Here is a 19191-nt window from a genome sequence, read left to right as displayed (position 1 = left end):
ACAGGCGCCTCTTTCCAACCAATCATTGTGCCAACACCACCCGCGCCTCCAACACCTTCCCCCGCACCTCCAGGGTCAGCGCGTGCAGCACCGCGCCGTCGCGTTCGTGGCGGTCCAGCCAGTGCAGCAATGGGTTGGCGTCACCGGTGACCATGAGTCGCAGCGCATCGCCATCGACCTCCATCTCGGCGATGTCTAGCCCTGCCGCCGTGGCGCTGTCATTGACGCGCACCGACAAGGGTCGGTCCGCGGTGTCCCGGGCCGGTGCCGCGCGCTGGATCCGCACGCTCAGTTCGGCCTGTTGGCGGTACTGCCGCTCGGCGACTTCAAGCCGTTGCGCCATGGGGCGCCCGATCGAGGTGTAGCCCACGGTCACCAGCACCAGCCCGGCCGTCCCCAGCAACAACCCTTGCTCACGGCGCGACACGCCTGCCCAGGCTTGTTTCAGCCTCTGTAGTGCCTTGACGTTCATCCACCGTTCTCCAGCGTCAGGATGGCCTGCACGCGATTGCCTTGTTTGCTCGCACTGCCCAGGATCAGGGGCAGACCGTTCTGTTGGCCGCGTTCGCGCAGTTGTTCCAGCTCGACAAAACTGTTGGCCGTCAGTTGGAGCTTCCAGCCCTCGCCTGCGCGAAAGTCGATGCGCTGCACCTCGACATGACTGGCGCCGACGACACGCTCCACCAGATGAACCAGGCGCGCCACCTGGGTGTCCTGGTCCTGTCCGCCGCGCCCCTGCATGGCCTGGAACTGCGCGGCCAGGTCGACGATGCGGCTTTGTCCGGGGTACAGCGCCCGGAACCGCTGCTCGCTTTGGCTGTACAGCCGTCGCGTTTCGCCTTCCAGAAAGCGCACGCGGGCTTCGCTGAACACCCAGCTCAGCACCAACACACCCAGCGCCGCGGCCATCGCACCGCGCCATGGCAAGCGCTGGCGGCGGCGCCGGAACTCGCCTTGCAACAAGTCAACGGGGTGTCCGCCCGCGCTCAGCAACCACTCATCGATGCCCGGACGGTCGCGGGCCTCGTCCAGCCAGTGGATGTCCTCGCCAAGACTCGGCTTGAGCACCGTCAGGGCCGGGCCCGACAATGCCACCCGTGCCGCCAGCGCGCCGCCCAGCAACCAGCGGCCGAACCAGCGCACGCCAAACGCCTGGTCACCGGCCAACAGGTCGGCATCGACGTGCACCGCCCGCACGGCGACACCCTGTTCGTCGAGCAAGGCCAGTAACGCCCGGAACCGGTCCCGTTGCGTCACCAGCAGCGGGTAACGGTGCTGCCGGTCCCGGGCGCCGACGGCGATGTGCAGCACTTCCAGGTTTTCACTCAGTTGCTCTTCGATGGCGAATGCCAACGCCTGGGGTCGCGGCGGGCGGCGAGAGGGCCAGGGGTCGCTGCGCACCCAACTGCACAGTTCCATCGGCAACAGCACGACGACCTCACGCCCGAGCAGTTCACGGGCCGCTTCGTGCAGGGGCAAGCAGCGTCGCTCGCCCGTCGGCGACCATATGCAGCAGGGCCAGTTGGCAGAGGGCGCGCCCAGGCCTTCGGCGGTCAGGTAAAGCCAGGTTTTCATCAGGGGAGCTCACCAGGGCTGAAGGGTAAGAAACGACGCTGGCGCACGGTCCAGCGTCCGGTCGTGGCATCACGCTCGAGGTCCGAGGCCAGGCGCAGACGGTTGCCGGCGCGGGTCACGCTCACGGTGATGCGGAACCAGCGACTGGTCACGCCCAGGCCATGGCTGCTGAGGCCCAGGCCGGTCACCAGCGGATCATTGGTAAACGCCTGCACACTGGCGTAGGGCGTTTGCCGGCGGCGCTGGGCCAACGCCCTGGCCGGCTCGTCCTCCATGCCGTCGAGGGTCATCAGCAACAGCGGCGGCGCGGTGTTGACGTTCAGCCGGGCCTCCTTGGGCAGCAGCACCACCCAAGGCGCCAGGCGCCGCAGCATCGGGCCATCGATGCCAGGCAACAGGCGCAGTTGGCTCAACTCGTGCACCACTCCGACCTGAGGCAACGACATCGACGGCAGATCCAGCAAGGCAAGCAATCGGGCCCATCGCCCCAGGGTCACCTGGTCGACTTGCCCCTGGGCCAACAACGGGGTGAGGTTCAGCCGCGCAGACAAATCCTCGATCGCGACGTGGACCTGGGCGTCGTCCAGCGCCCAGGCCGGTTCGCGCCGCGCCCAGTCCTGGCTCAGGTCAACGACCCCGGACGACGCGGCCACGCTCTCTTGCAGCACCGCCTGCGCCCAGGCTTCCCCGGCCAGCCCGAGCTGGCGCAGCTGGACCTGTTGCAGCGGCTGAGCGCTGCTGTGCAACAACAGGCGATGGCTGTGCAACATGCCACCGATCACCAGCAACGCCAGGCTCAGCACCAGCAGCACGCTGATCAGCGCTACCCCTCGCTGTCGACTCACGGCAACGCTCCCGGCAACAGCAGCACCCGACGGACCTGTTCGAAACGCCCGGTCGACACCACCAGTTCCAGTGCCAGCGGCGCGACCTCACGCACGGTTTCGCTGCGCCAGCCGCGCTGCGGATCGAACACCCGCCAGCTCAGGCCGCGCACCTCGTCGAGCAATTTCTGCTGCTGCACAACGGTGCTGCCTTCTGCGCGACTGTCGCGCCACAGCACGCGGTCTTCGAGTCGATAAGCCACCGCCTGCCGCTCGCTGCGCGGCAGATCCTGTGGGTTGCGCCAATGGCTGCGCTGCAATTGCAGGCCCGTCGGCGCGAGCACGACCGAGCCAAGGACGGCCTGCCAGGCATCGCGCTCGATCACCCCCACGGCCCGTTGCAAGGCGCGGATGTCTCGCTCGTGATGACCGGCGCCTTGCTGGGCTCGCACGACGCCGTCGAACAGCCGCCAACTGGCCAGGCCGAGCAAGGCGAAAATGGCAATGGCGATGACCAGTTCCAACAAGGTGAAACCCGACTGTCTATTCATCACGCTGGCGGATCCACCCCAGGGTGCGGTGCACAACCGCCGGACTGCCGGCTCGGCTGACCTGGATCTCGACCTGGAGCAGGCGCGGATCATGGGCCGCGGCGATACGCTGTTGCAGCGTCCAGTCGCGACGCCCCAGGCGCAGGTCCAGCCGTTGCTGCCCAGGCGCCGGGGTCGGGTGCAGGCGCAGCTCGCTCAACTGATTGTCCGCCAGCCACGCGCCGAACAGCCGCTCCTCCAGCCCGGCGCCCTGCTTGAGCACGAACTGGCTGGCCGAAAGCACCGCTGCCGACACCGTGGCAAAAATCGCCAAGGCGATCATGACTTCCAGCAGGGTGAAGCCGCGGCTATCGACCGCCAGCCTGCTCGCCTTACTCATCGATCGAGGGCTCCGACAGGCCATCGCTCGACACCGCGGACAAGCGCTGGCCGGCGACCTGGACAGACAGGCGAAACGGGCTGATTTCATCGCTGCTGAGCATCAGCAACTGCGGCGCGCCCGACGTGTCATCGAGGACCACGGCGTGGCCGTCCTGCTCCAGGCCAAGGGACAGTGGCTGCGGCAAGCGTTGCAAGGTCGCCACCGCGGTCCAGCCCTGGGCGTCGAGGCGCAGCGCCTGATAACCGTGCTTGTGGATGCGCAGTCCATATTCCTCGCTCTCCAGCACCGCCCGCTCGCGCAACTGCTGCACCACCCGGATGAACGCCCCGGCTTGCTGCCGCGCTTCCCTGGCCGGGTTCGGGCCCACGGCGAGGCTGACCATGCCGGCCGCGATCGCGATCAGGACGACGACCACCATCAGTTCCAGCAGGGTAAAACCCCGGTCACGGGCGCGCATGTTCATTCGGTCCAGTTGCCGATGTCGGCCGCCAGCCCATCGCCACCCGGTGCGCCATCGGCGCCCAGCGAATACAGGTCATAGCTGCCGTCCAACGACCTGAGGCCCGGACTGAGGTACTGGTAAGGCGTGCCCCACGGATCGATCGGCAGGCTCTTCAGATACCCCTGGGGGTTCCAGTTCCGCGGCGCGGGCGTGCCTCCCGGACGCTTGCTCAGCGCTTCGAGGCCCTGTTGGGTCGAGGGGTACTGGAAGTTGTCGAGCCGGTACATTTCCAGCGCCGTGGCGATGGCCTGGATGTCGGTCCGCGCCGCCGTGGCCTTGGCCTGGTCGGGGCGGCTCATGAACTGCGGCACCACGATGGCGCCGAGCACGCCGATGATGACCACCACCACCATGATTTCAATCAGGGTGAAGCCACGTTGAAGAGGTACCGCTCGGTTGTCTGGAGAGTGCATGGGTCAATTCACCAATTGGTTGAGGCTCAAGATAGGCAGGAGGATGGCCATGACGATCAGCAGCACGACGCCGCCCATCAACACCAACATGGCCGGTTCGAAAAGGCTCACCACCAGGGCAATCCGCGCCGCGAGGCTGGCTTCCTGTTGCTCGGCGGCGCGGGCCAGCATGCTGTCGAGCTCACCGGCCCGCTCGCCGCTGGCGATCATGTGCAGCATCAGCGGCGGGATATCGCCGCCGCGTTCCAGGCCGCGGGTCAGCGTCCCACCCTCGCGGACCGAGCGGGCGACGTCGGCAATGCGCGCGCGAATCGTCAGGTTGCCGATGACCTGCGCGGCAATGTGCAAGGCGTCAACCAGGGGCACCGCGCTCTTACTGAGGATCGCCAGGGTGCTGGCGAACCGCGCCGCTTCCATCGCCCGCAACACCTCGCCCAACAACGGCAGCCGCAACAGCAACCGATGCCAGCGCAGGCGCCACGCCGGTTGACGCAAGCTCCAGCGCCACACCGCCACGAGCCCGAGCAACGCCGCGAACAGCCACAGGCCGTGGCGGCGCAAGCCATCGCTCACGGCGATCAGCGCCTGGGTCAGCCAGGGCAGCGGCTGGCCGCTGTCGATGAAGATCTTCACCACGTCCGGCACCACGTAGCCCAGCAGGAAGGCGACGATCGCGACGCAGGCCAGCAGCAGGATCAGCGGGTACACCAACGCCAGTTGAATGCGCTGGCGCGACGCCTGGCGCGCCTGGGTGTAGCTCGCCAGTTGCTCCAGCACCTGGCCGAGATGACCGGACTGCTCGCCCGCCGCCACCGTGGCGCAGAACAGCTCGGGAAACGCCTGGGGAAACGCCCGCAGGGCCGTCGCCAGCGCATGCCCTTCCATCACCCGGCCACGCACCGCCGACAGCAGTTGGACAACACGACGTTTCTGGTTCTGTTGCGCCACCGCCGCCAGCGACTCTTCAAGGGGCAGGCCGGCCTGGATCAAGGTGGACAGTTGCAATGTCAGCAAGGCCAGCTCGGCCGGGCTCAAGCGCGATCCGGCATAACGGCTGCGCAAGGTTCGCCGTTCCCCGCCTTCGTGCAGTTCCCAGGGCAGCAAGCCGCGTTCGCGCAACAACTGCCGGGCCTGACGGGCGCTGTCAGCCTCCACTCGGCCCTTGCAGCGTCGGCCCTGGGCATCTTCGGCCCGATAATCGAAGGTCGGCATCGGGCTAATCCTCCTGGGTGACGCGCAGCAGTTCATCGACGCTGGTCAGGCCTTCCAGGACCCGTTGGCGGCCGTCCTGGAACAAGCTGCGGGAGGTCTTGCGCGCCTCACTCGCCAGCGCTTGCTCGGTGGCGCCCTGGTGAATCAGTTGCGAAAACGGGCTGCTCACCGTCACCAGCTCATAGATACCGAAACGGCCGCGATAGCCTTTCTGGCATTGCTCGCAGCCCCGGGCCTTGAACAGCCGGGGCGCGGCCGTTGCAGCCAGCCCCAGGCGCTGGCAGGTGGCGGCATCGGCCACGTAGGGCACCTTGCAGGACGGGCATAACCTGCGCAGCAAGCGCTGGGCGACGATGCCGGCCAGGGACGATGCCAGCAGGTAGGCGTCCACCCCCATGTCCACCAGCCGCGTGACCGCACCGACGGCGGTGTTGGTGTGCAGCGTGGAGAGCACCAGGTGCCCGGTCAGGGAGGCCTGGACGGCAATTTCGGCGGTCTCGCGGTCGCGTATTTCGCCAACCATCACCACGTCCGGGTCCTGGCGCAGGATCGCCCGCAAGCCACGGGCGAAGGTCATGTCGACCTTCGGGTTGACCGGCATCTGGCCGATGCCCGGCAGGTGATATTCGATCGGGTCTTCGACGGTGAGGATGTTGCGGCTCTGGTCGTTGAGGCTGCTCAACGCGGCGTACAGGCTGGTGGTTTTCCCCGACCCGGTGGGGCCGGTGACCAACACGATGCCATGGGGCTTGCCGAGCAATTGCCGCAGGCTCGCCAGGGTGTCGTCGGGCAGGCCCAGGCGCAGCACGTCCAGGCGTCCGGCCTGCTTGTCGAGCAGGCGCAGCACCACGCGCTCGCCGTGGGCCGAGGGCAGGGTCGAGACCCGCACATCGACTTCGTGCCCGGCCAGGCGCAAGGCGATGCGTCCGTCCTGGGGCACACGTTTCTCGGCGATGTCCAACCGGGCCATGACCTTGATCCGCGACACCAGCAGGCTCGCCAGCTCCCGGCGCGGGCGCAGCATTTCCTGCAACTGACCGTCGATGCGCATGCGCACCGACAGGTATTGCTCGAACGTCTCCAGGTGCACGTCCGAGGCGTGCTCGCGAACCGCCTCGCTGAGCAAGGCATTGATCAGCCGGATGATCGGCGCATCGCCCTGTTGCTCCAGCAGGTCGGTGGTCTGTGGCACCTGGTCGGCCAGGCTGAGCAGGTCCAGTTCTTCGTCCAGGCCTTGGGCAACCTGCTCGGCGGCGCTCTGGCCCTGGCGGTAGACACTGGCCAGGCGCACCGCGAACAGTGCGGGCTCAAGCACCTGGATCGGCAATTCCCGACCACACAGGCGCCGCACTTCGGCAATCGCGGTCAGCGCCGCATCGCGGCGCATCACCAGGCTCAAGGTCGGCCCCGCGCCTTCCAGCAGCACGCCGAAGCGCCTGGCGAAACCAAAGGGCAACACGGCCTGCGGGTCACTCACAAGTCACCCGCCTGCGCGGTGCCCGCGGCCGTCTCCGACGCCTCGAACAACTGGCGCGCGTCCCGGGGCAGCAACAGCGAATTGTTCTGCCGCGAGCCGGGCTTGCTCAGCTCACGCAACGCGTCGTAGCGCTGCCGGCTGACATCGGCCAGGTCTTCGTTGTTACGCACGATGGTGGGACGCAGGAAGACCATCAGGTTGCTTTTGGTCTGGGTGTCGCGGGTCCAGCGAAACAGCGCGCCCAGGTACGGAATGCTGCGCAGCAACGGCACGCCGCTTTCCTCGGTACGTACGCTGTCGCGGATCAGCCCGCCAATGACGATGATCTCGCCGTCGTCCGCCAGGATCGTGCTCTTCAAGGCGCGCTTGTTGGTGATCAGGTCGGATGAGTCCACGCCGGTGACCGAGGGGGCGATGTCCGAGACTTCCTGCTGGACCTCCAGGCGCAGGGTGGAACCTTCGTTGATGTACGGCTTGACCTTGAGGCTGATGCCGACGTCCTTGCGCTCCACGGTGGTGAACGGGTTGTCGGCGCCGTTGCCGCTGGTGGCGTAGGAGCCCGTCTTGAAGGGGACGTTCTGGCCGACGATGATTTCCGCCTCCTGGTTATCCAGGGTCAACAGGCTGGGCGTGGACAGCAGGTTGCTGTGGGTATTGCTCGCCAATGCCGAGACCAGTGCGCCGAAGCGATCACTCCCCAACTGCAGGACCGCGCCTTCTGGCGCGCTTTTCAGTGCATCGGCATCCAGCCCGCCGAAGATCGGCACCTTGGTGCCGGGAAAATTGATGAAGCCTGTGGCACTGCCGCTCTTGAGGCCCCATTGCACCCCCAGGGCCTCAGCGATGTCCCCGGTGATCTCGACGATGGCCGCGTGGATGAGCACCTGGGCGCGCGGTTGATCCAGTTCCCGGACGATGTTTTCCACCGTGCGCACCTGGGCCGGCTCGGCGAGCAGCACCAAGGCGTTCTGGCTTTCGTCGGCCTTGATCATGAAGCCACCGTTGACGGCGCTTTCCCGCTGGCCGGCCAGAGCGGGCGTGGTTTTCCGGTCCTGGCCGACCGCTTCCAGCACCTGGGCCAGTTGCTTGGCATCGCTGTGGCGCAGGCGGATGACCCGCGCGTTGCCCTGGGAGGCGGCCGCTGGCACGTCGAGGGTCCGGGCCAGGTCCGCCAGGCGCTGGCGCACCGCCGGCGCGCCGATGATCACCAGGCGATTGCTGCGCGCGTCGGCAATCACCAGGCCCGCCGTGTCGCCGTCGCGCTTGCCGGTGGCGGCTTCCATTACCGGCGCGATGTCCACGGCCTGGGCATGGCGCAGGGGCAGCACCACGTGATTGCGGTTACGCCCGGCGTCCAACTGCGCCACGACCCCGGCAATGCGCTGGACGTTGGCGGCGGTGTCGGTGACCACCAGCGCGTTGGAGGAAACCGAAGGCCCGACGTAGCCATTGACCGACACCAGCGGCCGGACCAACCCGGCGACATCGGCGGCAATGCTCGAATGCAAGTCCAGGACCCGGGTCACGAATTGCGATGGCGTGGCGCTGTTGGCGTCGCTGGCGCCGGCCCGGGTCTTGGCCTCGGCGACCGGGGTGATCAGGATCCGCTCACCTTCATCGATCACCGTGAAGTTGTGTGCATCGAGCACCGAATAGAACAACCGGCGCACGCCTTCGCGGTCCAGTGCCTGGCGCGACATGACGGTAATGCGCCCGGACACTCTGGGATCAAGCACCACGGTCTTGCCCAGGATTGCCGAGATTTCCTCGACCACGTCACGCAATTCGGCATTGTTCATCGCCAGTTGCCAATGGGTTTCCTCGGCCCGCAATGAGCCGGCAAAGGCCAGCGGGCCGCACACGGCAAGGCAGAACAGGACGCGCGATACGGGGCCCCGGATAAAACTGTTCATCAATTCGATCACTCTGTTTGCCCGACGACCGGGCGTAGGTATTGCGAGGAAGGCAGCGTGGCCTGGCGCGGCGGTTCGGCAGCCACCTGGCGCAACAGCGGCGGGGTCGCCGGTTGCAGGGCCAGGCGTTCTTCGCGCCCGTTGCGCCACAACATCACGTGGCCGGGTTCGACCCGGCGCAACACGCTGCCACCGGGCAAGCGTTCGCCCACCTGGTAGATGCGCGGCCCCGCCGCATCCGCCAGCAACGCCCGCGACAGGCCCTGGTCGACCACGAAGCTGGCCTGCAACGTCATCGGTTCCGCGCTGGCTGCGTGGGCACCTTCGGGGGCCAGGCCAAGCACGGTCGCCACCGCCTGCACGTTGGGCAAGCCGCGAGTGGCCGGCGCGGCAGCCACCACCGGCATATCCCGACCCAGCGCCTGGCGAAAACGCCACTCGCGCTCCACCAGCCAGCCTGCGTACAGCAGCGGCACGAGCACCAGCAAGGCCGTCGCTGAACGGCTGCCGGCCCAACGGGCAAGGCTCACCGCGGCGACCGCTGCACGGGCGCGTCCGGCTGCCGTGCAAAGGACATGCGCCGCACCACCCGACGCCCGGAAAATTCATGCCAGGCCACGGCGCAAAGATGCAGCACGATGAGCAGCGACAACACCGCGCAGGACACGACATGGGCCGCGTTCGCCCAGTCGATCAGCGCCGGATCGTCCAGCGGCTGAGGGAGCTGGAAAAGCCCGAACACACTGATGGCGCTTTTCATCATCAGTACCCCGGTCACCAGCACGACGCCGATGACCAGGTAGATCGAGGCATGCACCGCCAGGGCCAGCCGGTGGATCGCCGAAGGCGTCGGTTCCCGGGTTTGCAGCGCGCCGACAAACAGCCAGAGGCGCCAGGCAAACAACGGGATGAACAGCGTGGTCAGCGACACATTGAGCGAGCCGACCCAATGTTCGGTGGCCGCCGACACCGGGTAATACGCCACGTAAAAGCCCGACACCAACGCCCATAGAATGATGACCGCGGACAGCCAGTGCAGCAGCACCCGCCGTGCACAGTAATGAGAGGAATGCATCATCGCGTTCTCGCTTGAAGGCCCCAGGCAGCCCATCCGGATTGCCTGGGGCCATGCCTGTCGGGACTTACAGCTTGTCCCAGGCGCTTTGCCAGGAAGCACCGACACCCGGCTCGAAACCGTTGGCCGTCGGCGTGTACTGCTTGCAGTAGCCGGAGGCCGGGAACGGCTTGCATTCGAAGACTTCATCGGTTTTCGGCTGCAGCACTTTCGTGCCGGCGGCGTAGTCACTGAGGCCTTCCGGGAAGACGAAGTCGTACTCGATGCCCGCGCCTTCACCGCCGAGGGTGACAGGCTGGGTCTGCTGGCGAGTGGTCCGGCCGTCTTCGGTGGTGCCCACCAGCGTCAGGGTGTGGGCGCCCGGCGCGCTGCGCACGTCGATACGCAGCTCGGTGTTGCCTTCGCCAACGGTCTGGCTCACGACACCGACCTGCTTGTTGTTCTCGTCGAACAACGTGGCTTCGACGTTCATCCTGCGGTTGGTCTGCGCAGCGAACGTCATGCCGACCCGCCCGTTGTCGAGGACGTACTCCGGCTGCAAGCCCGCGATGGCCATGCTCGCGCTGGCGTCTTCCTTCATGTCCAGTTGCACTTCGTAACGGCTCACGCCGCTTTCTTTCTGGGCGTACAGCTTGTTGGTGCCCTGGACTGGCGTGATGTTGCCGTCCTCATCGCGGATACCGGCACGAATCTGGGCATGGGCCTGGTTGATGGCTTCGGCCAGTTTGAACGACCAGTTCTCAGGCTTGCCTTCTTCAGCGTTGTCGATGCTGATCTCGACGCTGTACTGCGGGTTTTCGCCGGTCGCGGAAAAGGCTCGGGCCTTGACCTTGTCACCCGCCAGCAGCGAGGTCGACGGCGCGATGCTGCCCACCGGCGACCAGCCGCCCGGCAATGCCGCTTCGGCGAGGATGTTCACATCCGCCGGGTTGTAGAACGCGTTGTCGGTATCGCCCACCGTCCACACCGCGAGGATGACGTGATGCCCCGACTTGCTGTCGGGAATCACACAGTGGTGCTTGGTGCCACTCACTGGAACCTGATGAGCGCCATCGATCGTGCAGAATGGAGCGCTGTCGAACGACGCACGCTTGAGCGGCTCGTTCGGGTTCCAGCCGTCGCGAGTGATGAAATATTCGTGCTTGGTCGCCGGGTGCGGGGCGGAGTATTGCCATTGGAAGTCGATCTCCCGATCCCTGATTTCGGTCAGTTGCCAGCGAGAAGCAGACTGCGCATCCAGGGCGGAAAACAGCGAATTGCCGCCGCTGGCGATCTTGCCGTCGATGGGGCCTTGCAGCGGACCACCGCCTGCGCCATTCGGGAAACCCTTGAACGTCTCACCGGTGCTGTGAGGTTCGTATTGCGCGCCACCACAATGATTGTTTTCACCTTTCTGGCACAAAAATGCACGCGAAGGCGGTACTTCAAGAAAACCGTGGGCAAGTACGCCCTGGGACGCGGCCAGTGCCGACAATAGAACCAATGACGACGCACACCCCGTTAATGTGCTGCGCGTTTTGAAATTGTTTTTCATATAAGTTCCAGACTAGTCATCGAGATTTAAAGACGTATAACCGTCATCTTGAAAGGCACGCCGGATCGTTTGGCGCCGCACCTCGCAAGCGCCGAAACCTTATAGAAAATCGAAACCTCGCTATGTAGGGCAAATCTCCCAAGGGGGAAGGAATGATCTCTGAATCGATTTCCCCTTACATGACAAAAGAAATCTCTTACCCATAGAAACAGCCACCCAACATAAACAAACAGAAACATCAGACGTGAATGAGTTTGATGTTGAGTGGATAAACAACGGGCAATAAAAAGCCTGTCCGACACGGGTCCGGACAGGCTGGGGTCAACGTTGCAACTGTTACGGGTGGTATTGCGCCGACAACTCGTGCACCGCCCTCAGGAAGGCACCGGCGTGTTCCGGATCGACTTCCGGGGTGATGCCATGGCCGAGGTTGAACACGTGGCCACTGCCGCTGCCGTAGCTGGCGAGGATACGTGCGACTTCGGCACGGATGGCCTCGGGCTTGGCATACAGCACGGTCGGGTCCATGTTGCCTTGCAGGGCGACCTTGTGACCGACGCGCTCACGGGCGTTGCCGATGTCGCAGGTCCAGTCCAGGCCAAGGGCATCGGCGCCAACATCGGCGATGCTTTCCAGCCACAGGCCGCCGTTCTTGGTAAACAGGATCACCGGGACCTTGCGGCCCTCGTGCTCGCGGATCAGGCCGCTGACGATCTTGCGCATGTAGGCCAGGGAGAACTCCTGGTAAGCCGCCGCCGACAGGTTGCCGCCCCAGGTGTCGAAGATCTGCACCGCTTGCGCGCCGGCCAGGATCTGGCCATTGAGGTAGGACGTCACCGACTGCGCCAGTTTATCCAGCAGCAGGTGCATGGCTTGCGGGTTGTCGTAGAGCATGGCCTTGGTCTTGCGGAAGTCCTTCGACGAACCGCCTTCGACCATGTAGGTGGCCAGGGTCCACGGGCTGCCGGAGAAACCGATCAGCGGCACACGGCCGTTGAGTTCACGGCGAATGGTGCTGACCGCGTCCATGACGTAGCCCAGGTCTTTCTGCGGGTCGGGAATCGGCAGCGCTTCGATGTCGGCCAGGGTGCTGACGACTTTCTTGAAGCGCGGGCCTTCGCCGGTCTCGAAGTACAGGCCCTGGCCCATGGCATCGGGAATGGTGAGGATGTCGGAGAACAGGATCGCCGCGTCCAGCTGCGGGTAACGGTCCAGCGGTTGCAACGTGACTTCGCAGGCGAACTGCGGGTTCATGCACAGGCTCATGAAGTCGCCGGCCTTGGCGCGACTGGCGCGGTACTCCGGCAGGTAGCGACCCGCCTGGCGCATCATCCACACCGGGGTGACGTCTACGGGTTGCTTGAGCAGGGCGCGAAGGAAACGGTCGTTCTTCAGGGCAGTCATGTCGGCATCCGGAAAAAAAGTGCGGGCATTTTCTCAGAGCGCGACGCAAAAGGCACGGATGCAGGTCAGCCTTTTGTCTATCGGGTCAATTTGTCGCGGTGGACTTGGTATTCCCTACACCACAGAGCGACTGTGGGAGCGGGCTTGCTCGCGAATGCGGTGAGTCAGGCAACATTTCTGTCAACTGATACACCGTATTCGCGAGCAAGCCCGCTCCCACAGGTTTAACTGTACGCCAACCCGAGGTCAGACTTGCAGGTAATCCAGGATCCCTTCAGCCGCATTACGGCCTTCGAAGATCGCCGTCACCACCAGGTCGGAACCACGGACCATGTCGCCACCGGCGAAGATCTTCGGGTTGCTGGTCTGGTGCTTGTACTGGCCTTGCTCCGGCGCCATGACCCGGCCCTGGCTGTCGGTCTGGATGCTGAACTGCTCGAACCACGGCGCCGGGCTCGGACGGAAGCCGAAGGCGATGACCACGGCGTCGGCCGGGATGATTTCTTCGGATCCGGGGATCGGCTCGGGGCTGCGGCGACCGCGGGCGTCGGGTTCGCCGAGACGGGTCTCGACCACCTTCACGCCTTCGACCTTGTCTTCGCCGACAATCGCAATCGGCTGGCGGTTATAGAGGAATTTCACGCCTTCTTCCTTGGCGTTCTTCACCTCTTTGCGCGAGCCGGGCATGTTGGCCTCGTCACGACGGTAGGCGCAGGTCACCGACTTGGCGCCTTGACGAATCGACGTGCGGTTACAGTCCATCGCCGTGTCGCCGCCACCCAGTACCACGACCTTCTTGCCCTTCATGTCGACGAAGTCTTCCGGCGACTTTTCAAAGCCCAGGTTGCGGTTGACGTTGGCGATCAGGAAATCCAGCGCGTCGTACACGCCCGGCAGGTCCTCGCCGGCAAAGCCGCCCTTCATGTAGGTGTAGGTGCCCATGCCCATGAAGACCGCATCGTACTCGGCCAGCAGTTGCTCCATGGTCACGTCCTTGCCCACCTCGGTGTTCAGGCGGAACTCGATGCCCATGCCGGTGAAGACTTCGCGACGATTGCTCAGCACGGTCTTTTCCAGCTTGAACTCGGGAATGCCGAAGGTCAGCAGGCCGCCGATTTCCGGGTTCTTGTCGAACACCACGGGGGTTACCCCGCCGCGCACCAGCACGTCGGCACACCCCAGGCCCGCCGGGCCCGCGCCGATGATGGCCACGCGCTTGCCGGTCGGCTTGACCTTGGACATGTCCGGGCGCCAGCCCATGGCGAACGCAGTGTCGGTGATGTACTTCTCCACCGAACCGATGGTCACCGCGCCAAAACCGTCGTTCAGGGTGCAGGCACCCTCGCACAGGCGGTCCTGCGGGCACACCCGGCCGCAGACTTCCGGCAGGGTGTTGGTCTGGTGCGACAGCTCGGCGGCCTGGAGTATGTTGCCCTCGGCCACCAGCTTCAGCCAGTTGGGAATGAAGTTGTGCACCGGGCACTTCCATTCGCAGTACGGGTTACCGCAACCCAGGCAGCGGTGGGCCTGGTCGGCCGACTGCTGGGGTTTGAAAGGCTCGTAGATTTCCACGAACTCTTTCTTGCGTTGACGCAACAGTTTCTTCTTCGGATCCTTGCGCCCGACATCGATGAACTGGAAGTCGTTATTCAGACGTTCAGCCATTGTTAAAACCTCATCAAACTCTTCAGGCGCATATCACTGCGGGTTGGCACGGGTGCTGGAAAGCAACGACTTCAGGTTGGCAGCCTTCGGCTTGACCAGCCAGAAGCGGCGCACGTAGTCATCGAGGTTCTCGGCGAGTTCACGACCCCACTCGCTGTCGGTTTCCTCGACGTACTCGTCCAGTACGCGTTGCAGGTGGCTGCGGTAGGCTTCCATCGCCTCGCCGCTGATCCGCTGGATTTCCACCAGTTCGTGGTTGACCCGGTCAACGAAGGTGTTGTCCTGGTCGAGCACGTAGGCGAAACCACCGGTCATGCCAGAGCCGAAGTTGTAACCGGTCTTGCCCAGTACGCAGACGAAACCGCCGGTCATGTACTCGCAGCAGTGATCCCCGGTGCCTTCCACCACGGTGTGGGCACCGGAGTTACGCACGGCGAAGCGCTCGCCCGCGGTGCCGGCGGCGAACAGCTTGCCTCCCGTGGCGCCGTACAGGCAGGTGTTGCCGATGATGGCACTGTCCTGGGTCCGGTAGACGCTGCCCTTGGGCGGAACGATGACCAGCTTGCCGCCGGTCATGCCCTTGCCCACGTAGTCGTTGGCGTCGCCTTCGAGGTACATGTTCAGGCCGCCGGCGTTCCAGACGCCGAAACTCTGGCCGGCGGTGCCCTTGAAGCGGAAGGTCACCGGTGCCTTGGCCATGCCCTGGTTGCCGTGCTTGCGGGCAATTTCGCCGGAGATCCGCGCGCCGATGGAACGGTCGCAGTTGCAGATATCCAGGGCGAATTCGGCACCGCTCAGGTCGTTGATCGCCGAAGCGGCCATCTCGACCATTTTCTCGGCCAACTCACCCTTGTCGAACGGCGGGTTGCGATCGACCTGGCAGAACTGAGGCTTGTCCGCCGGGATGAGGTCGCTGCCCAGCAACGGGCTCAGGTCCAGGTGATGCTGCTTGGCGGTCTGGCCTTCGATCACTTCCAGCAGGTCGGTACGACCGATCAGTTCCTCAAGCGAGCGCACGCCCAGCTTCGCCAGCCACTCACGGGTTTCTTCGGCCACGTAGGTGAAGAAGTTCACCACCATGTCGACGGTGCCGATGTAGTGGTCCTTGCGCAGCTTGTCGTTCTGGGTCGCCACGCCGGTGGCGCAGTTGTTCAGGTGGCAGATGCGCAGGTATTTGCAACCCAGGGCGATCATCGGCGCGGTGCCGAAGCCGAAGCTCTCGGCGCCGAGGATCGCGGCCTTGATCACGTCCAGGCCGGTTTTCAGGCCGCCATCGGTCTGCACCCGGACCTTGCCGCGCAAGTCGTTGCCGCGCAGGGTCTGGTGAGTTTCGGCCAGGCCCAGCTCCCATGGCGCGCCAGCGTACTTGATCGAGGTCAGCGGCGATGCGCCGGTGCCGCCATCGTAGCCGGAGATGGTGATCAGGTCGGCATAGGCCTTGGCCACGCCAGCGGCGATGGTGCCCACGCCGGCTTCCGCCACCAGTTTCACCGAAACCAGCGCCTGCGGGTTCACCTGCTTGAGGTCGAAGATCAGTTGCGACAGGTCTTCGATCGAGTAGATGTCGTGGTGCGGTGGCGGCGAGATCAGGGTCACGCCAGGCACCGCGTAGCGCAGCTTGGCGATCAGGCCGTTGACCTTGCCGCCGGGCAGCTGGCCGCCTTCGCCGGGCTTGGCGCCCTGGGCCACCTTGATCTGCAGCACTTCGGCGTTGACCAGGTATTCGGGTGTCACACCGAAACGGCCGGTGGCGACCTGCTTGATTTTCGAACTCTTAAGGGTGCCGTAGCGCGCCGGGTCTTCGCCGCCTTCGCCGGAGTTGGAACGCGCACCGAGGCGGTTCATGGCTTCAGCCAGGGCTTCGTGCGCTTCCGGAGACAGGGCGCCCAGGGAAATACCGGCGGAGTCGAAGCGCTTGAGCACCGATTCCAGTGGCTCCACTTCGCTGACGTCCAGCGGCGCCTCGAGCGTCTTGACCTTGAGCAGGTCGCGGATCATCGACACCGGACGGTTGTCCACCAGTGCGGTGTATTCCTTGAACTTGCTGTAGTCGCCCTGTTGCACGGCCGCTTGCAGGGTGTTGACCACGTCCGGGTTGTAGGCGTGGTATTCGCCGCCGTGGACGAACTTCAGCAGGCCGCCCTGCTGGATCGGCTTGCGCGGGCTCCAGGCTTCGGCCGCAAGGGCTTTCTGTTCGGCCTCGATGTCGACGAAGCGTGCGCCCTTGATGCGGCTTGGTACGCCACGGAAGCTCAGTTCGCAGACTTCTTCGGACAGGCCGATGGCTTCGAACAATTGCGCGCCACGGTACGACGCGATGGTCGAGATGCCCATCTTCGAGAGGATCTTGAGCAGGCCCTTGGTGATGCCGCGGCGGTAGTTCTTGAACACCTCGTAGAGGTCGCCCAGTACTTCACCGGTCCGGATCAGGTCGCCCAGCACTTCGTAGGCCAGGAACGGGTACACCGCCGAGGCACCGAAGCCGATCAGCACCGCGAAGTGATGCGGGTCGCGGGCGGTGGCGGTTTCCACCAGGATGTTGGAGTCGCAGCGCAGGCCTTTTTCGGTCAGGCGATGGTGCACCGCGCCGGTCGCCAGCGAGGCGTGGATCGGCAATTTGCCCGGAGCGATGTGACGGTCGCTCAGCACGATCTGGGTGCGCCCGGCACGCGCGGCTTCTTCAGCCTGGTCGGCCACATTGCGGATCGCCGCTTCGAGGCCGATGCTTTCGTCGTAGTTCAGGTCGATGACCTGACGCTCGAAGCCCGGACGGTCGAGGTTGGTCAGCGAGCGCCATTTGGCCGGGGAAATGACCGGCGAGCTGAGGATCACGCGCGACGCGTGCTCCGGCGATTCCTGGAAGATGTTGCGCTCGGCGCCCAGGCAGATTTCCAACGACATCACGATCGCTTCACGCAGCGGGTCGATCGGCGGGTTGGTGACCTGGGCGAACTGCTGGCGGAAATAATCGTACGGCGTACGCACGCGCTGCGACAGCACGGCCATCGGCGTGTCGTCACCCATGGAACCGACCGCTTCGTAGCCCTGCTCGCCCAACGGACGCAGCACCTGGTCACGCTCTTCGAACGTCACCTGGTACATCTTCATGTATTGCTTGAGCTGGTCGACGTCGTAGAACGCCGAACCATGGTCGTTGTCTTCCATGGTCGCCTGGATGCGCAGGGCATTCTTGCGCAGCCATTGCTTGTACGGATGACGGGACTTGAGCCGGTTGTCGATGGCGTCGGTGTCGAGGATCTGGCCGGTCTCGGTGTCCACGGCGAAGATCTGGCCCGGGCCCACGCGGCCCTTGGCGATAACGTCCGCCGGCTGGTAGTTCCAGACGCCGATTTCCGATGCCAGGGTGATGAAACCGTTGGTGGTGGTGACCCAGCGCGCCGGGCGCAGGCCGTTACGGTCCAACAGGCACACGGCGTAGCGACCGTCGGTCATGACGATCCCGGCCGGGCCGTCCCACGGTTCCATGTGCATGGAGTTGTATTCGTAGAAGGCCCGCAGGTCCGGGTCCATGGTCTCGACGTTCTGCCACGCCGGCGGCACCAGCATGCGCACGCCGCGGAACAGGTCGATGCCACCGGTCACCATCAGTTCCAGCATGTTGTCCATGCTGGAGGAGTCGGAACCGACGCGGTTGACCAGCGGGCCGAGCTCTTCGAGGTCCGGCATCAGGTCGTTGGCGAACTTGGTGCGACGGGCCAGGGCCCAGTTGCGGTTGCCGGTGATGGTGTTGATCTCGCCGTTGTGGGCGAGGAAGCGGAATGGCTGGGCCAGCGGCCATTTCGGCAAGGTGTTGGTGGAGAAGCGCTGGTGGAACACGCAGATCGCGGTTTTCAGGCGCTCGTCGCTCAGGTCCGGATAGAAGGCGGTAAGGTCCGCCGGCATCATCAGGCCTTTGTAGATGATGGTCTTGTGGGAAAAGCTGCAGATGTAGTGATCGGTGTCGGCGGCATTGGCCACGGACGAGCGACGACGGGAGCTGAACAGCTTGATCGACATTTCTTGGTCGCTCAGGCCATCGCCGGCGATGAACACCTGTTCGATCTGCGGCAGGCGCTCCAGGGCCAGGCGGCCGAGGACGCTGGTGTCGATCGGCACTTTGCGCCAGCCAACCAGTTGCAGGCCGGCGGCCAGGATCTCGCGGTTCATGTTCTCGCGAGCAGCCTGTGCCTTCACCGGATCCTGGTTGAAGAACACCATGCCCACGGCGTATTGCTTGGGCAGGGTCACGCCAAACGTTTCCTGGGCAATGGCACGCAGGAACTCATCAGGCTTTTGAATCAGCAAGCCGCAACCGTCACCGGTCTTGCCGTCGGCGTTGATCCCACCGCGGTGGGTCATGCAGGTCAGGGCCTCAATGGCCGTTTGCAAAAGGGTATGGCTGGGCTCGCCCTGCATATGGGCTATCAGGCCGAAACCGCAGTTATCCTTGAATTCATCTGGTTGGTACAGACCTGCTTTCATAGACACTTTCTCACCAGGCTGCCTCTAATCGAGGCAAATTTCTTTTCAATTCAACCAGTTGCATGCCGCGCCGAACGTACGCCAGCTTTGCGGGGGCAAAAGGGAGGTCATTGTACACACCGACACGAAGCCCCACAAATTTGAGGACGAACTGTCGCAAATTCATGTCGCATTTGTGAAAG

At 64.7% G+C, this 19191-nt stretch carries 16 protein-coding genes; all 16 read right to left on the bottom strand.

Annotated features, from left to right (window positions below):
- Positions 1–22: 22 nt before the first annotated feature.
- The 16 genes from gspM to gltB all read right to left on the bottom strand — a co-directional run bounded on the left by gspM (position 23) and on the right by gltB (position 19009).
- Complete coding sequence (gene gspM, locus V5F23_RS02160) at positions 23–472, bottom strand: type II secretion system protein GspM (RefSeq protein WP_042731793.1); 450 nt, start codon at positions 470–472, stop codon at positions 23–25.
- Entirely contained in the window at positions 469–1575 is a 1107-nt protein-coding gene (gene gspL / locus V5F23_RS02155; RefSeq protein ID WP_042731794.1) for a type II secretion system protein GspL, read from the bottom strand. The genes gspM and gspL overlap by 4 nt, the downstream gene beginning before the upstream one ends.
- Complete coding sequence (locus V5F23_RS02150) at positions 1575–2420, bottom strand: type II secretion system protein GspK (protein WP_042731795.1); 846 nt, start codon at positions 2418–2420, stop codon at positions 1575–1577. The genes gspL and V5F23_RS02150 overlap by 1 nt, the downstream gene beginning before the upstream one ends.
- A complete protein-coding gene (locus V5F23_RS02145; RefSeq protein ID WP_042731796.1) occupies positions 2417–2950 on the bottom strand; it encodes a type II secretion system protein GspJ in 534 nt (177 codons plus the stop codon). Before V5F23_RS02145 ends, V5F23_RS02150 begins: the two co-directional genes overlap by 4 nt.
- Complete coding sequence (gene gspI / locus V5F23_RS02140) at positions 2943–3329, bottom strand: type II secretion system minor pseudopilin GspI (protein WP_042731797.1); 387 nt, start codon at positions 3327–3329, stop codon at positions 2943–2945. Before gspI ends, V5F23_RS02145 begins: the two co-directional genes overlap by 8 nt.
- Positions 3322–3789 (bottom strand): type II secretion system minor pseudopilin GspH, encoded by a 468-nt coding sequence (gene gspH / locus V5F23_RS02135; protein ID WP_338497443.1) that lies wholly within the window; start codon positions 3787–3789, stop codon positions 3322–3324. The genes gspI and gspH overlap by 8 nt, the downstream gene beginning before the upstream one ends.
- 2 nt (positions 3790–3791) lie before the next feature.
- Positions 3792–4247: a type II secretion system major pseudopilin GspG gene (gspG, locus tag V5F23_RS02130; RefSeq protein ID WP_042731799.1), complete on the bottom strand. Its 456-nt coding sequence runs from the start codon at positions 4245–4247 to the stop codon at positions 3792–3794.
- 3 nt (positions 4248–4250) lie between these two features.
- Positions 4251–5459: a type II secretion system inner membrane protein GspF gene (gene gspF / locus V5F23_RS02125; RefSeq protein WP_042731800.1), complete on the bottom strand. Its 1209-nt coding sequence runs from the start codon at positions 5457–5459 to the stop codon at positions 4251–4253.
- Between the two features lie 4 nt (positions 5460–5463).
- Positions 5464–6936 carry a type II secretion system ATPase GspE gene (gene gspE / locus V5F23_RS02120; RefSeq protein ID WP_042731801.1) on the bottom strand — a complete coding sequence of 491 codons (1473 nt, stop codon included), beginning with the start codon at positions 6934–6936 and terminating at the stop codon, positions 5464–5466.
- Complete coding sequence (gene gspD, locus V5F23_RS02115; protein ID WP_042731802.1) at positions 6933–8849, bottom strand: type II secretion system secretin GspD; 1917 nt, start codon at positions 8847–8849, stop codon at positions 6933–6935. The genes gspE and gspD overlap by 4 nt, the downstream gene beginning before the upstream one ends.
- A gap of 8 nt (positions 8850–8857) precedes the next feature.
- Positions 8858–9379 carry a type II secretion system protein N gene (locus tag V5F23_RS02110; RefSeq protein WP_212803301.1) on the bottom strand — a complete coding sequence of 174 codons (522 nt, stop codon included), beginning with the start codon at positions 9377–9379 and terminating at the stop codon, positions 8858–8860.
- Complete coding sequence (locus tag V5F23_RS02105) at positions 9376–9927, bottom strand: cytochrome b/b6 domain-containing protein (protein WP_311197327.1); 552 nt, start codon at positions 9925–9927, stop codon at positions 9376–9378. The genes V5F23_RS02110 and V5F23_RS02105 overlap by 4 nt, the downstream gene beginning before the upstream one ends.
- A gap of 64 nt (positions 9928–9991) precedes the next feature.
- Positions 9992–11458 carry an N-acetylglucosamine-binding protein GbpA gene (gbpA, locus tag V5F23_RS02100; protein WP_042731565.1) on the bottom strand — a complete coding sequence of 489 codons (1467 nt, stop codon included), beginning with the start codon at positions 11456–11458 and terminating at the stop codon, positions 9992–9994.
- Between the two features lie 336 nt (positions 11459–11794).
- Positions 11795–12862, bottom strand: a complete 1068-nt coding sequence (hemE, locus tag V5F23_RS02095) for a uroporphyrinogen decarboxylase (protein WP_047736129.1) — start codon at positions 12860–12862, stop codon at positions 11795–11797.
- 246 nt (positions 12863–13108) lie between these two features.
- Positions 13109–14527 (bottom strand): FAD-dependent oxidoreductase, encoded by a 1419-nt coding sequence (locus V5F23_RS02090; RefSeq protein ID WP_338497433.1) that lies wholly within the window; start codon positions 14525–14527, stop codon positions 13109–13111.
- Positions 14528–14560: 33 nt separating this feature from the next.
- Positions 14561–19009, bottom strand: coding sequence for a glutamate synthase large subunit (gene gltB / locus V5F23_RS02085; RefSeq protein WP_042731562.1), 4449 nt, complete (start codon positions 19007–19009; stop codon positions 14561–14563).
- Between the last annotated feature and the right edge of the window lie 182 nt (positions 19010–19191).

Origin of the sequence: Pseudomonas sp. WP18, assembly GCF_036689585.1 — a bacterium.
Classification (GTDB): domain Bacteria; phylum Pseudomonadota; class Gammaproteobacteria; order Pseudomonadales; family Pseudomonadaceae; genus Aquipseudomonas; species Aquipseudomonas chlororaphis_E.
This window is presented reverse-complemented; position numbering and strand designations above follow the sequence as displayed.

Coding starts and splice junctions, on each gene's coding strand:
- hemE (WP_047736129.1), bottom strand. CDS start 12,862: ATGACTGCCCTGAAGAACGACCGTTTCCTTCGCGCCCTGCTCAAGCAA.
- gspI (WP_042731797.1), bottom strand. CDS start 3,329: ATGAGTAAGGCGAGCAGGCTGGCGGTCGATAGCCGCGGCTTCACCCTG.
- V5F23_RS02090 (WP_338497433.1), bottom strand. CDS start 14,527: ATGGCTGAACGTCTGAATAACGACTTCCAGTTCATCGATGTCGGGCGC.
- V5F23_RS02145 (WP_042731796.1), bottom strand. CDS start 2,950: ATGAATAGACAGTCGGGTTTCACCTTGTTGGAACTGGTCATCGCCATT.
- gltB (WP_042731562.1), bottom strand. CDS start 19,009: ATGAAAGCAGGTCTGTACCAACCAGATGAATTCAAGGATAACTGCGGT.
- gspG (WP_042731799.1), bottom strand. CDS start 4,247: ATGCACTCTCCAGACAACCGAGCGGTACCTCTTCAACGTGGCTTCACC.
- V5F23_RS02105 (WP_311197327.1), bottom strand. CDS start 9,927: ATGATGCATTCCTCTCATTACTGTGCACGGCGGGTGCTGCTGCACTGG.
- gspM (WP_042731793.1), bottom strand. CDS start 472: ATGAACGTCAAGGCACTACAGAGGCTGAAACAAGCCTGGGCAGGCGTG.
- gspD (WP_042731802.1), bottom strand. CDS start 8,849: ATGAACAGTTTTATCCGGGGCCCCGTATCGCGCGTCCTGTTCTGCCTT.
- gbpA (WP_042731565.1), bottom strand. CDS start 11,458: ATGAAAAACAATTTCAAAACGCGCAGCACATTAACGGGGTGTGCGTCG.
- gspH (WP_338497443.1), bottom strand. CDS start 3,789: ATGCGCGCCCGTGACCGGGGTTTTACCCTGCTGGAACTGATGGTGGTC.
- gspF (WP_042731800.1), bottom strand. CDS start 5,459: ATGCCGACCTTCGATTATCGGGCCGAAGATGCCCAGGGCCGACGCTGC.
- gspL (WP_042731794.1), bottom strand. CDS start 1,575: ATGAAAACCTGGCTTTACCTGACCGCCGAAGGCCTGGGCGCGCCCTCT.